Here is a 13,799-nt window from a genome sequence, read left to right on the forward strand (position 1 = left end):
TCCTGGACGGGGAAAGCCTCGACGATGCCGAGCGCTTCCAGCGCCTCGGCCGTCTCCGAAAGTACTCCGAGTTCGCGAAAAGTTGTCAGGGGTCCAGCCTCTTCTGTGTGGTGGGGGCCGTCAGTACCGAAAGCGGGTCGAGACCGAGGCGCCCATCGAAAAAGCGGGGCGCGGCACGGGACCTCTCGCCTTCGGGCGGCCACCCGAGCGGGTCGGTCGGAGCCAGTCGTCCTCCGACCGGGCATCCGCGTTCACTACCACTGTACCCGCCGACGTGCGGCCGGTGGGGTGATGCTCATTACTGCTTGTCCGGAGATGGGCGACTCCGCCCGGACCTGGCGCCCACGTGACCGCGGTGCGCTCACTACGCTGCGTACTTGTGCACATCGGGCCGCACGGCCCGGGGGACCACGAGCGAAGGGGTGGGCATGAGCGAGGGTACGGAGCCGACGGGGGAGATGCGGGCGGCCGTGATCGAACTGCTCGGCGTGCTCGCGTACGGCGAGATCACCGCCTTCGAGCGGCTGGCCGAGGACGCCAAGATGGCCCCCACCGTGGAGGACAAGGCCGCGCTGGCCGCGATGGCGGTCGCCGAGTTCCAGCACTTCACCCTGCTGCGTGATCGCATCGCCGCGCTCGGCGCGGACCCGGCGCGGGCGATGGACCCCTTCATCGCGCCGCTGGACGAGTTCCACGTGCACACCGCCCCCGCCGACTGGCTGGAGGGCCTGGTCAAGGCGTACGTGGGGGACGGGATCGCGGCCGACTTCTATCGTGAGGTCGCCGCGCACCTGGACGAGGTCAGCCGGGATCTGATCGTCGAGGTGCAGCGGGACACCGGGCACTCGGCGTTCGTGGTGGACGCGGTGCGCTCGGCGATCGAGCGCGACCCCAAGGTGGCGGGCCGGCTCGCGCTGTGGGGGCGGCGGCTGATGGGCGAGGCGCTCAGCCAGGCCCAGCGGGTCGCCGCGGAGCGGGACGTGTTGTCCACGATGCTGATCGGCGGCGGGGCCGGCCCCGGCTTCGACCTGGCCGAGATCGGCCGGATGTTCAACCGGATCACCGAGGCGCACCAGCGGCGCATGGCCGCCCTGGGCCTGGCCTCCTGACTCGGGCGCCGGTCAGGACAAAGCCCGAGGGTGGGCGATCCGCGCTCGGATCGCCCACCCTCGGGCTCGTGCGGTGCCGCGTGCGGCACCCGTGCTCAGGCGTTGGCGCCGAAGCCGACCTTGCGGGCCGAGGATTCGCCGATCTCGACATAGGCCAGGTGCTTGGCCGGCACGATCACGCGGCGGCCCTTCTCGTCCGTCAGGGACAGCAGTGCGGACTCGCCCGACAGCGCGTCGGCGATGGCTCGCTCGACGTCCTCCGGGTTGTCCGTGCTCTCCAGCACCAGTTCCCGCGCGGCGTGCTGTACGCCGATCTTGATCTCCACGGCTGTCCCTCCGGCCTTGAAATTCTGGAGATCGGCGCCGCGAGACTCGCGGGCCGTACCCTCCCCAGCAGGCTAGTCGAGAGCCGGGGTCACCGAACGCCATGACGGGTACGCCCAACGCGAACGCCGCACGGGAACAAGATCGCCCGGCGCCCGTATCCGCAGGTCCGCCCGCTCAGTGCGCCGGGTCGTCCTTGCGCGGGAAGCGGGAGATGCCGCGCCAGGACAGCGACGACACCAGCTGCGACGCGGCGTCGCGCGGGATGGTCGCGCCGCGCGCGATCCAGTAGCGCGCGGTGACCTGCGCCATGCCGGTCAGCCCGATCGCCAGGAGCATCGACTCCTCCTGACCGAGGCCGGTGTCCTCGGCGATGATCTTGCTCACCGCGTCGGCGCACATCTCGCTGACCCGCTCCACCCGCTCGCGCACGGCGCTCTCGTTGGTCAGGTCCGATTCGAAGACCAACCGGAACGCGCCGCCGTCGTCGTCGACGAAGGCGAAGTAGGCGTCGACCGTGGCGGCGACCCGCAGTTTGTTGTCGTGCGTCGACTCCAGCGCCCGCTGAACCGCCGCGAACAGCGCCTCGCAGTGCTGGTCGAGCAGCGCCAGATACAGCTCCAGCTTGCCGGGGAAGTGCTGGTACAACACGGGCTTGCTGACGCCGGCGCATTCGGCGATGTCGTCCATCGCGGCGGCGTGGTAGCCCTGCTTGACGAAAACTTCCTGGGCGGCGCCGAGGAGTTGCGTTCTGCGCGCGAGCCGGGGCAGCCGGGTGCCGCGAGGACGGGGGTCCGCATCCTGGATGGCTGTCACGGGGCTCCTCAAGGTGTCGCTCAACGTGTCGCGGACACCGGATGGTTCGGTGATCCGGCGGGTCTTTCCACCACGTCATCCTACTTTCGGGTAACCCAGGGCGTAAGTTTCGTGGCGCAACGAAACAGGATCCCGCGCCTTCGACACCCCTCGCAAGGGGGCGCGTGAGGTGCGCGGACCGCCCGCGCGAGCCCCGGTCGGCAGGGTGATCGGGGTGGTCAGCGGTAGTCCTCGTCCTCCGCGTGCCCGACCCCGCGGCGCTGTTCGGTGGCGTCCGCGGGATCCACCCCGTCGGGCACCGGCTCCCAAACGGGCTCCTCGTCCCCGTCGTCCGCCGCCACGGTGGTCTGCTGCTCCACCGCGTCGGGCACCGGGATCTCGGGGTCGGCGACCGTTTCGTCGGACACGTTGGCGTCACCGAGCGTGACGTCCTGGAACTCGGGGGTATCGTCGATTCCGTACATACGGCCTCCCTGCCCGTGCGGTCCGCCGGTATTCGGTGTTCCCGCATGTCTCCGTGAGTCTGCGCAGACCCCGCATGTCCATGATCCGCCTCGAAAACGCTGCCGCACTTCAGGGATCGATGTCGAAACGTGATGTGGGAAGCGTTTAGAGTGACGTCATGAAACCGGGCAAAGGCACCGAGACCACCCTGTCGAGCGAAGACGGTCGGGGCATCACCCCTTCCGTCCCAGTGATCATCTCGTAATATTGCCCACCGTGACGACCCTGAGCCCCGCAAGCGACGCCGACCCGACGCCCTGGCCTGCGCGAACGGTCGAGGTCGGGAGCGGTAGCGAGGTCGTGGTGCGCCGCGACGCGCTCGGCGACGCCGACCTGCCGCCCGCGATGATGATCCACGGGCTCGGCGGTTCGTCGCTGAACTGGACGGAACTCGCCGCCGAACTGCGGTCGGATCTTTCCGTGGAGCTGATCGACCTCCCCGGATTCGGATACTCCGCGCCGCCGCGCAACGGCGACTACTCGATCTCCGCGCACTGTCGTGCGGTCGAGGGCGCGATCCTGTCGCTGCGCAAGGGCCCGGTACATCTGTTCGGCAACTCGATGGGCGGGGCGGTGGCCACCCGGCTCGCCGCCCGGCGGCCGGACCTGGTCCGCACGCTGACCCTGATCTCGCCCGCGCTGCCGGACCTGCGGGTGCGCCCGTCGGTGGTGCCCACGGCGCTGCTCGGAGTGCCCGGCGTGGGCCGCGCGCTGTTGCGGATCAGTCGGAACATGACACCCGAGGAACGCACCCGGATGTCGATCGCGATGATGTACGGCAACCCGGGCGCGGTCGGCGAGAAGGCCTTCGCCGACGCCGCGGCCGAGTATCGGCGCCGGCTCGAACTCCCGTACATGATGGACGCGTTCTCGCACTCGACCCGATCGGTGATCGGGGCCTACCTGGAGCGCGGCAGCCGGGCGCTGTGGCGGCAGGCGGCCGAGGTGCGGGCGTCGACGCTGCTCGTCTACGGTCGTCGGGACCGACTGGTCGACCCACGGATGGCCAAGCGGGCCACCGAGACCTTCCCCGACGCCCGATTGCTCGTGGTGCCCGACTCCGGGCACGTGGCCATGCTCGAACACCCCCGCGTGGTGGCCCGGGGTTTCCGCGAACTACTCGACGGGGCCCTCTCGCCGTCGAACGTGGTGGGGTGAACGCAGACACATGGGACGTCATTCGGGCGTGCAGACGAGCGTGCAGTACGGCGGCGAGGAACTGCCGGACGACGGACTCTCCGGCGGCTACGCGGCGGTGCCGCAGCAGGGCGACTACGGACAGGTCCACGAGGGCGGATACGGCGGCGGTTGGGCCGCCGGCCCGACCGACACGTCGTATGCCTCCGGGTACGCCGAGCAGGACACCGGCTACCACGGGTACCCCGTGGACCAGGGCTACGGCGGATATCCCACCGACGGGCAGCACACCGGGTCCTACGGCTACGAGGCCGTGCAGCACGGCTGGGAGCACCCCGCGCCGGCGGTCGACTCCGGCACCTGGGTGGCGGCCGGGACGATGCCCGGCGCGCCCGCGCACTGGGACGACCCGCTGGAGCCCTACGACGCGCAGCCGCGGACCGGCGGCTACCCCGCGCAGGGTTTCGCGGCCGGCGGGTACGGCACCGACACGTTCGGCGCGCCCGCGTTCGACACGGGCACGTTCGACACCGGGTCCTTCGGCGGCGACGGCTACGCCACGGGCGGCTACGCGGCTGTGGGCTACGCCAACGACCTGTACGCCGCGGACGCCTACCAGAGCGGGATGCACGCCGCGGTCGAGACGCCCGCCGCGCCGACCTACGACACCACCACGTTCGAGCCGCAGAGCTTCGTCGGCTACGGCTACGACACCTCGGGCGCGTACCCGGTCGTGGCGCCGGTCGAGGATCCGCCGGTCGACGCGCTCTACGACCTTCCCGCGGAGCCCGCGCAGGTCGATCCGCCCGGGGTGGGGCAGTACGCGATGGAGGCCGAGTCGTGGGTCGGCTCGGGACCCGAACTCGACCTGGAACAACTCTCGTTCGCGACCGAGCCGGGCGACGACTTCGCCGACCCGCCGCCCCCGCACGTCGAACCCGAGCCGGAGCACGGCTTCGAGCCGGACACCGGCAACGCCCCGCCGCGAGGTCGCGCGCAGACCCGCAAGGCGAACCGGCCCGCGCCGCGCAAGGGACGGCGCACGCTGGTCGCGGCGGGCGGCGTGGTGGTGACCGGCGCGGTACTCGCCGGCGCGGTCGTGCTGCAGATGCCCGACGAGGGCACCTCGACCCAGGCGTCCGGCGACGACCAGGCCGCGCCGGGCGCGGGCCACCGGCCCACCGACCAGGCCGCCTCGCGGGGTTCGGAGCGGGACCCGGTCGCCCCCGGCAGCGCCTCCGCGCTGCCGTTGCCCACGCCCCAGTCGCCGACCACCACCGACCAGCTCACCCTGCGCTTCCCGCTGGACCCGAAGCTGGGACTGGGCAACAAGTTCGACACCGTGCCCGGCAAGGAGGCCGCCCCCGGCCCGGGGCGCAAGTACACCTACGCGGTGGAGATCGAGCAGGGCCTGCAACTCGACGGCGAACTGTTCGCCACCACGGTGCAGAGGACGCTGAACGACAAGCGCAGTTGGGCGAGCGGCGGGCTGACCTTCGAGCGCACCGACAACTCGCCGAAGGCGGACTTCGTGGTGCGGCTGGCCAGCCCGGGGACGGTGCACAAGACGTGCAGCCCCCTGGTCGGCGACACCAGCGAGGACAACGTCTCCTGCGACGCGTACGGCACCCGGTGGGTGATGATCAACGCCTGGCGCTGGGCCCAGGGTTCGACCGCCTACGGCGACGACATCGTCGGCTATCGGCAGATGCTGATCAACCACGAGGTCGGCCACCGGCTCGGGCACAACCACGAGAAGGCGTGCGGCGCGGGCGGCATCGGGGCCGGCCTGGCTCCGGTGATGATGCAGCAGACCAAGACCCGGGTCGCGAGCGAGGGCGCGATGAAGGGTGAGACCTGCGAGGCCAACCCGTGGCCGTACCCGTCGGGCAAGCTCACCAGGTAGTCGGATCCGGTCCGCCGGGCGCCCTCGCGGGTGCTCGGCGGCACTGCCGCACGCGCATCTCACGGACCGGACCCGCTGCCCGGGAATCGGGACGAGCGTGACACTGTTGCGGTAGGAAAAGAGCCGAGATTAGACAGTCCGACCATCGGAGTTTCCGTGTCGCAGCTACCACCTCTGGTCGAGCCGGCCGCCGAGCTGACCGTCGACGAGGTCCGTCGTTACTCGCGCCACCTGATCATCCCCGACGTCGGGATGGCCGGGCAGAAGCGGCTGAAGAACGCCAAGGTGCTCTGTGTGGGCGCCGGTGGCCTGGGGTCGCCGGCGTTGATGTACCTCGCCGCGGCGGGTGTCGGCACGCTCGGCATCGTCGAGTTCGACACCGTCGACGAGTCCAACCTCCAGCGCCAGATCATCCACGGGCAGAGCGACATCGGCCGCTCGAAGGCCGAGTCCGCGCGCGACTCGGTCAAGGAGATCAACCCGTACACCGAGGTCGTCCTGCACGAGGAGCGGCTCGAGGCCGACAACGTGATGGAGATTTTCGCGCAGTACGACCTGATCGTCGACGGCACGGACAACTTCGCCACCCGCTACCTGGTCAACGACGCCTGCGTGCTGCTGAACAAGCCGTACGTGTGGGGCTCGATCTACCGCTTCGACGGTCAGGCGAGCGTGTTCTGGTCCGAGCACGGGCCGTGCTACCGCTGCCTGTACCCGGAGCCGCCGCCGCCCGGGATGGTCCCCTCGTGCGCCGAGGGCGGCGTGCTCGGCGTGTTGTGCGCGTCGATCGGGTCGATCCAGGTCAACGAGGCGATCAAGCTGCTCCAGGGCATCGGCGAGCCGCTGGTCGGCCGGCTGATGATCTACGATGCGCTGGAGATGACCTACCGCACCGTCAAGGTCCGCAAGGACCCCGAGTGCGCGGTTTGCGGCAAGAACCCGACCGTCACCGAGCTGATCGACTACGAGGCGTTCTGCGGTGTGGTCTCCGAGGAGGCCCAGGAGGCCGCGCTCGGGTCCACGATCACGCCCCGGCAGCTCAAGGAATGGCTCGACGCGGGCGAGAACATCGACCTGATCGACGTGCGGGAGCCGGGCGAGTACGAGATCGTGCAGATCCCGGGGTCGCGGCTGGTTCCGAAGAACGAGTTCCTGATGGGCCGGGCCCTGGAGGACATGCCGCAGGACAAGCGGATCGTGCTCAACTGCAAGACCGGTGTGCGGTCGGCCGAGGTGCTGGCCGTGTTGCACGCCGCGGGCTTCAAGGACTCCGTGCACCTCGGTGGCGGTGTGATCGGTTGGGTCAACCAGATCGAGCCGGAGAAGCCGGTGTACTAGGTCCTCGGGGCCGGACGGCCGTGGCGTTTGCCCGGCCTCCGGCCGGGGGGTTGACCTCAAACGCCGGACGGGCCGGAAGTTGGCTCGGCTTGGTCGGGTGCGTGCTGTTTCGCGGTCCTGCTGTTTCGGGTGTCCTCAAACGCCGGACGGGCTGAAATTTGGCCTGTTCGGCGTTTTTGGGTTGCGGCAACTCTTTTGGGCCGTGGGAAGCATTCGGTTGCCGGAGGTGCCGGGGCTCAGATTGCCTGTTTGCGTTGTAGGTGGGTGAAGGCGAGCCAGCCGGGCAGGACCGGGAGCCAGAAGGTCAGGAAGCGGTAGAGCAGGACCGCGGCCGTCGCGGTTTCGAACGGCAGGCGTGCGGTGCTGGTCAGGCCCGCGATCAGGGCCGCCTCCACCGCGCCGATGCCGCCCGGCGTGGGCGCGGCCGAGCCGATCGCGTTGCCGGCCAGGAAGACCACCGCGATCGCGGCGAAGTTGGCCGAGCCGCCGAAGGCCCGCACGCTGGCGTCCAGACACAGGATGAAGGTCAGCGTCAGCAACACCGTGCCGCCCAGGCCCGCCGCCAGCTTGGTCGGCGTCTGCAGCACGTCGAGCAGCCTCGGCACGATCCCGGAGAACAACTGGCGCAACTGCTTGACGATCCAGCGCCGCAGCGGCGGTACGGCCATCACCAGCAGGGTCACCAGGGCCACGACCAGCAGGCCCGCGATCACCGCGCCGGACGGCGCGAAGGACGGCGTCTCGGCGGTGCCGGCGATGTAGCCGAAGAAGGCCAACAGGCCGACGTGGAAGACCAGTCCGCCGAGTTGGGAGACACCGACGCTGGCCGCGGCCAGGGTGGGCGGAATCCCGGCCTTTTGCAGATACCGGGTGTTCAGCGCGACGCCGCTGACCGCCGGCGGGGCGACCAGCTTCACGAACGAGCCGGCGAGCTGCACCATCGTGGTGCGATACAGCGACAACCGCTCCGGTACGTAGCCCAGCAACATCAGCGCGGCGCACACGTAGCTGAGCGAGGCGGCCAGCAGGCCGATCGCCGCCCAGCCCCAGTTGGCGCTCGCGAAGATCTCGCCCAGATCGACGTGGCTGAGCTGGGAGAGCAGGAAGTAGCCCGCGAACGCGCTCGCCACCACGGAGACCAGGGTGCGCGCGCGCACCCGCTCCAGACGCACCGGCTCGACCTCGGCCTGGGGGCGCAGTTCCAGGATCTGCTCGCGGATCCTGGAGAGCAGGTTCTTGTCCTTGCGCAGCACCGAGCGGGTGCTGCGGCTGAGCGCGACCTTTTGCAGCAGCGGCAGGCACGCGGCGACGGTGTCCGCGCCCAGCACCTCGGCGGCGGTGTGTACGGCGCGCTCCTCGCCCACCCGCAGCGCGACCGTGGTGAGCAGTTGCGCGGTGTCGATGCGCAGCGCCAGGTCGCTCGACGCGATCTCGCCGGCCCGCAGGTCCACCAGCCACGGCTCACCGGAGCCGTCCACCAGGATGCTCTCCGCGACCAGCCGGCGATGGGTGAGCCGGTGCGCCTGGAGCAGGCCGAGCAGTTGCCACACCCGGGCCAGGAGTTCGTCGGTGATCTCCTCGTCGTCGAGCGTGTCCAGGGTGCGGCCCGGCACGTGCGCGTAGGCCAACAGCGCGGCGTCCGGGCCCACCTCGGTGGTGGCCACCAGGCGCGGTGCGCGCACGCCGGCGTCGGCGCACGCGTACGCCATCAGCGACTCCTGTTCGAGCGCGCGCCGGGTGGACAGCACGGTGCGGCGCTGGGTGACCCCGCGCAACACCAGCCGCCGGTAGAACCGGTAGATCGCGCCGGACGCCTGCTGGTCGCGGTCGAGCACGGTCACGTCGAGCAGGCGGTCGTCGGCCAACCGGACCGCGTAGCGGCGGGTCTCCTCGGGGCCGTCGTCGGTGCGTACGCACGACAGCGCGACCAGGCCGAACCGGCGCAGCGCGGCGACCACCGACTCGGCCGGCGGGCGGGTGTTGGGCAGGCCGACCGCGTACAGCGTGGCGTAGGCGATGGTGCGCCCGAACAGCACGCTGGTGAGCAGCGCGACGGGGGTGGTGTAGCCGCCGACCAGCACCGTCGCCGCGTTCAGCAGCAGCAGCGTCCACACCACGAGTTGCCAGCGCGGTCGGCGCACCAGGCCGACCGCGGTGACGTAGGCGACGATCGGCGCGAGATAGCCGTGCACCGGATCGGTCCAGCCGGTCTGCGGCAGCGGCAGCGGACGGGTGAGCGCGTCGCGCAGCGCCTCGGGGCCCGGGCCGGTGATCCACCAGTCCAGGCCGAGCGAGGCCAGGTAGGTGGCCGCGGCGGCGATCACCCCGTCGGCGACCCGCAACCCGTCCCGGCTGATCAGGCGTTCGATGCCGTAGGCCACCGGCACCACGAGCACCGCGACGGCGAACACCCCACCGGACAGGTTGAGCAGCAGGTGCGGCGTGCTGTTCTGCGCGCCGCGCACGATGTCCGATTCCAGGCCCGAGGTGGTCTGGCGGGCGATACTGGCCAGGAAGAAGACCAGGCCCAGGGCGAGCACGCCGAGCAGGACTCGGATCAAATCGGACGAACGGTGTACCCGCAGGGGTTGCGAGGGCTCGACGACGAGGGCGCGCCCGTTCCCGGGGGCACCCCTCGCGAATGTCTCGTCATGGTCTCGTATCACCCGTCACCGCCGCGTCGATGGTGCCACGACCCGTGCCCCGGGTCGCGCCCGGCCGCGCCGAAGTGCGGCCGAAAGGGGATCGGCGGCCGGCGGACCGGGTGTCCGACGACTCTGTCACCATGTGCGGATGAGTGACCCTAACCCCTTCGCCGAGCGGGTGCTCGACCTGGTCGAGCGCATTCCCGCCGGGCGGGTGATGGCGTACGGGGACATCGCCGAGGCCCTTCAGGACGGCGGCCCCCGGCAGGTCGGCCGGGTGATGGCGCTGTACGGCGGCGGGGTGCCCTGGTGGCGGGTGGTGCGGGCGGACGGCTCGCTGCCGCCGAGTCACGCGGTGCGCGCGCCGAAGCACTACCGGGCCGAGGGCACCCCGCTGCGCTCCGGCGGCGAGCGGGTGGACATGACCGTGGCGCGTTGGACACCGGACCCCGAGGACGTGCCGCAGGAGCCGGAACTTCCCCCGGTTCCCTGACGATCGGGGACGAACCGGGGCGCCGTGCCGGTGCTCGGGGCACCCGCGATGCGGGTGTGCTCCCCGGGCGGGAGAGCCGGATGTGATCTGATGGGTAACGGCCGCGCCCTGCCGACCGGGGCGCGGCCACCCTCTCCGAGGTCGCGACCCGGTGCCGCGCCCGGCGACGTTCGCCCCGGCGCGCCGCCCGGCACGGCCCGTGTGACGCGGCCGGCCCGGCCCGAGCAGCAGCAGGATTCGACGGCGACCCGAAGGCACCCCCGGCCAGATGACCACCCCGACCCCGGCGTACCGGCTGCGGCGTACTCCCGTGGCCCCGCCCGCGCCCGTGATCCCCGACGCCTACCAGCGGGCGGTGATCGAGCACCGGGGCGGCCCGCTGCTCGTGCTCGCCGGTCCCGGCACCGGCAAGACCACCGTGCTCGTGGAGGCGGTCGCCGAGCGGGTCGCGCGCGGGATCCGGCCCGAGGAGATCCTGGTCCTGACCTTCGGCCGCAAGGCGGCGGGGGAACTGCGCGACCGGTTGACGGCCCGACTGCGCGCGGCCGGCGCACGCACCGTGACGGTGCCGACCGCGACCACGTTCCACTCGTTCTGCTACGCCCTGGTGCGCGAGCACCAGCCGGCCGAGTTGTTCAGTTATCCGCTGCGCCTGCTCACCGGCCCCGAGCAGGACGTGTTCGTGCGCGAACTGCTCGCGGGCGGGGTCGAGGAGGGCAGCCTGACCTGGCCCACCGAACTGCGCGCGGCGGTGGGCACCCGCGGCTTCGCCGACGAGGTACGCGCGGTGATCGCGCGCAGCCGCGAGATCGGGCTCGACCCGGACGCGCTGGCCCGGTTCGCCGAGGACACCGGGCGGCGGGACTGGCGGGCCGCGGCCGACTTCCTGGCCGAATACCTGGACGTGATCGACGCGCAGGGCGTGGTGGACTACGCCGAACTCGTGCACCGCGCGGTGCTGCTGGCCGAGCAGCCGGAGACCGCCGCGATTTTGCGCGGGCGCTACAAGGCGGTGTTCGTCGACGAGTACCAGGACACCGACCCGGCACAGGTGCGCCTGTTGGCCGCGCTCGCCGGGGACGGGCGGGACCTGATCGCGGTGGGCGACCCGGACCAGTCCATCTACGCGTTCCGCGGCGCCGACGTGAACGGCATCCTCGACTTCCCGCACCGCTTCCCGCGCGCCGACGGCGAGCCCGCCGACATCGTGGTGCTGCGCACCTCGCGCCGGGCGCCGGCCGGCCTGCTCGCCGCCTCGCGCGTGGTCACCCAGCGCATGGCGCTGAGCCGGCTGCCGGCCGATCGGGTACGCGCGCACCGCGAGCTGATCCCGTCGGTGTCGGGGGCCGAGGACCCGAGCCGGGTCGAGGTGTACACGTATCCCACACCCGGCGCCGAGTTGGACAACACCGCCGACATCCTGCGCCGCGCGCACCTGGAGGACGGCGTGCCGTGGGGGCGGATGGCCGTGCTCGTACGCTCCGGCGCCCGCTCGATCCCGGGCCTGCGCCGGGCGTTGTCGGCCGCCGGTGTGCCGCTCGAGATCGCCGGCGACGAGTTGCCGATCGCGGCCGAGCAGGCGGTGGCGCCGCTGCTGACCGCGCTGCACGTGGCGGCGGACCCGACCGTGCTGGACGCGGAGACCGCGCGCGGGTTGTTGCAGTCGCCGCTGGGCGGCCTCGACGCGGGCGATCTGCGCCTGCTCGGGCGGGCGTTGCGGGCCGAGGAGCGCGCCGCGTCGGCCGCGACGGTGACCGGCACCCGGCCGTCGGCCGAGCTGATCCGCGACGCGCTGGCCGCGCCCGAGCAACTGGTCGGCATAGAGCAGCGGGTCGGCGGCGGCGCGCTGCGGCTCGGTCTGCTGATCCGCAAGGCGCGCGAGGTACTGGCGGGCGGCGGGACCACCGAGGACGCGCTGTGGGAGTTGTGGCAGGGCACCCCGTGGCCGGGCCGGCTGGAGCGCGCGGTGTTGCGCGGCGGTACCGCCGGGCGCAACGCGGACCGCGATCTGGACGCGGTGGTGGCCCTGTTCGAGGTGGCGGCCAAGGCCGAGGAGCGGGCCGGCCACCGGGGGGCGCTGAACTTCCTGGCCGAGTTGAAGGCTCAGGAGATCGCGGGCGACCGCCTCGACGACAGCGCGCTGCGCGGCGAGGCGGTGCGGTTGCTGACGGCGCACCGGGCCAAGGGCCTGCAGTGGCGCCTGGTGGTGGTGCACGGGGTGCAGGAGGGCCTGTGGCCGGACCTGCGCCGACGGGGCTCGCTGCTCGAAGCCGACCGGATCGGCTCGGACGGGCTGGCCGAGCCGCTCTCGCCCGGCGCGCTGCTCGCCGAGGAGCGGCGGTTGTTCTACGTCGCGGTCACCCGGGCGCAGGAGCGGCTGGTGGTGACCGCGGTCGACTCCAGCTACGACGACGGCGATCAGCCCTCGCGGTTCCTGGAGGAGCTGGGTGTGCCGCCGGTGGAGGTCAAGGAGCGGCCCCGGCGGCCGCTGTCCACCTCCGCGCTGGTGGCCGAGTTGCGCTCGGCGGCGGTGGATCCGCTGGCGCCGGCCGTGCTGCGCCGGGCCGCCGCGCGCCGGTTGGCCGCGCTCGCGGACCTGCGTGACGACGAGGGCCACGCGCTGGTGCCGGCCGCGCACCCGGACCGGTGGTGGGGCCTGGTGGCGCCGACCGACCCGGGGGTGCCGATCCGGGACCCGGCGGACCCGGTGCGGCTGTCCGGCAGTTCCGTGGCCAAGGTGCGCGACTGTGCGCTGAGCTGGTTCCTGGGCAGCGAGGTGCACGCCGACTCGCCGCGCTCGGCGGCGCTCGGCTTCGGCAACGTGGTGCACGCGCTCGCCGACGAGGTGGGCACCGGTGCCACCGCGGCGGAACTGCCGGTGCTGATGGACCGGCTCGACCGGGTGTGGGACGCGTTGGCGTTCGACGCGCCGTGGCAGTCCGAGCAGCAGAAGGACGAGGCCCGCACCGCCTTGGAGCGGTTCCTGTCCTGGCACACCAACGAGCGGCACCGCACCGTCGCGGCCACCGAGCACGGCTTCGAGGTCGAGCTGACCGCGGGGGAGTACCGGGTGGTGGTCCGGGGCTCGATGGACCGGGTCGAGCGCGGCGAGGACGGGCTCGCGTACGTGGTGGACTTCAAGACCGGCCGCAGGCCGCCGACCCGGACCGAGGTCGAGGGGCATCCGCAGCTCGCGGTGTACCAGGTGGCGGTCGCCAACGGGGCGCTCGACGACCTGCCCGGCTTCGCCGACGGCCGGCCCGGCTCCGGCGGCGCCGAGCTGATCCAGTTGCGCTCGGCGGACAAGGGCGAGACCGGGCAGCCGGTGGTGCTCGCCCAGGACCCGCCGCTGCCCGACCCGGACGGGGGTACGTGGGTGGGCGGCCTGCTCGCCGACGTGGCCGGTCGGATCATCGGCGAACGGTTCACCCCGACCGCGGGATCGCACTGCGACCGGTGCGATTTCCGCCGCTGTTGCAGTGCCCGTCCGGAAGGTCGGATGACGGTCGAGTAGCGGTATCGCCGAT

The 13,799-nt window shown here is 72.1% G+C and carries 10 protein-coding genes; 6 read left to right on the forward strand and 4 right to left on the reverse strand.

Annotation, left to right across the window (positions count from 1 at the left end):
* The first annotated feature begins 428 nt into the window (after positions 1–428).
* On the forward strand, positions 429–1,109 hold the full coding sequence (locus ACH4XV_RS07990; protein WP_379994687.1) for a ferritin-like fold-containing protein: 681 nt from the start codon (positions 429–431) through the stop codon (positions 1,107–1,109).
* 95 nt (positions 1,110–1,204) lie between these two features.
* On the opposite strand, the gene ACH4XV_RS07995 is transcribed toward ACH4XV_RS07990, so the two are convergent.
* The 3 genes from ACH4XV_RS07995 to ACH4XV_RS08005 form a co-directional block, all read right to left on the reverse strand.
* Positions 1,205–1,435: a DUF3107 domain-containing protein gene (locus ACH4XV_RS07995; protein ID WP_078975545.1), complete on the reverse strand. Its 231-nt coding sequence runs from the start codon at positions 1,433–1,435 to the stop codon at positions 1,205–1,207.
* A gap of 175 nt (positions 1,436–1,610) precedes the next feature.
* Positions 1,611–2,249: a TetR/AcrR family transcriptional regulator gene (locus ACH4XV_RS08000; RefSeq protein ID WP_395787594.1), complete on the reverse strand. Its 639-nt coding sequence runs from the start codon at positions 2,247–2,249 to the stop codon at positions 1,611–1,613.
* 218 nt (positions 2,250–2,467) lie between these two features.
* Positions 2,468–2,713, reverse strand: a complete 246-nt coding sequence (locus ACH4XV_RS08005; RefSeq protein ID WP_395787596.1) for a hypothetical protein — start codon at positions 2,711–2,713, stop codon at positions 2,468–2,470.
* A gap of 340 nt (positions 2,714–3,053) precedes the next feature.
* Here ACH4XV_RS08005 and ACH4XV_RS08010 point away from each other — a divergent pair, with 340 nt between their 5' ends.
* From ACH4XV_RS08010 to moeZ, 3 genes are all read left to right on the forward strand, one after another.
* Entirely contained in the window at positions 3,054–3,911 is an 858-nt protein-coding gene (locus ACH4XV_RS08010) for an alpha/beta fold hydrolase (RefSeq protein WP_395788638.1), read from the forward strand.
* A gap of 10 nt (positions 3,912–3,921) precedes the next feature.
* Positions 3,922–5,796: a DUF3152 domain-containing protein gene (locus tag ACH4XV_RS08015; RefSeq protein ID WP_395787598.1), complete on the forward strand. Its 1,875-nt coding sequence runs from the start codon at positions 3,922–3,924 to the stop codon at positions 5,794–5,796.
* A 156-nt stretch (positions 5,797–5,952) separates the two neighbouring features.
* Positions 5,953–7,134 (forward strand): adenylyltransferase/sulfurtransferase MoeZ, encoded by a 1,182-nt coding sequence (moeZ, locus tag ACH4XV_RS08020; protein WP_379994695.1) that lies wholly within the window; start codon positions 5,953–5,955, stop codon positions 7,132–7,134.
* 236 nt (positions 7,135–7,370) lie between these two features.
* Here the strand turns inward: moeZ and ACH4XV_RS08025 are convergent, their stop codons facing one another.
* Positions 7,371–9,695, reverse strand: a complete 2,325-nt coding sequence (locus ACH4XV_RS08025; RefSeq protein WP_395787600.1) for a YbhN family protein — start codon at positions 9,693–9,695, stop codon at positions 7,371–7,373.
* A 232-nt stretch (positions 9,696–9,927) separates the two neighbouring features.
* On the opposite strand from ACH4XV_RS08025, the gene ACH4XV_RS08030 reads away from it, so the two are divergent.
* Together ACH4XV_RS08030 and ACH4XV_RS08035 are read left to right on the forward strand one after the other, a co-directional pair.
* Positions 9,928–10,272, forward strand: coding sequence for an MGMT family protein (locus ACH4XV_RS08030; RefSeq protein ID WP_395787602.1), 345 nt, complete (start codon positions 9,928–9,930; stop codon positions 10,270–10,272).
* A gap of 268 nt (positions 10,273–10,540) precedes the next feature.
* Positions 10,541–13,786, forward strand: a complete 3,246-nt coding sequence (locus tag ACH4XV_RS08035) for an ATP-dependent helicase (protein WP_395787604.1) — start codon at positions 10,541–10,543, stop codon at positions 13,784–13,786.
* Positions 13,787–13,799: the final 13 nt, after the last annotated feature.

Source organism: Embleya sp. NPDC020630, from assembly GCF_044334985.1.
Taxonomy (GTDB): domain Bacteria; phylum Actinomycetota; class Actinomycetes; order Streptomycetales; family Streptomycetaceae; genus Embleya.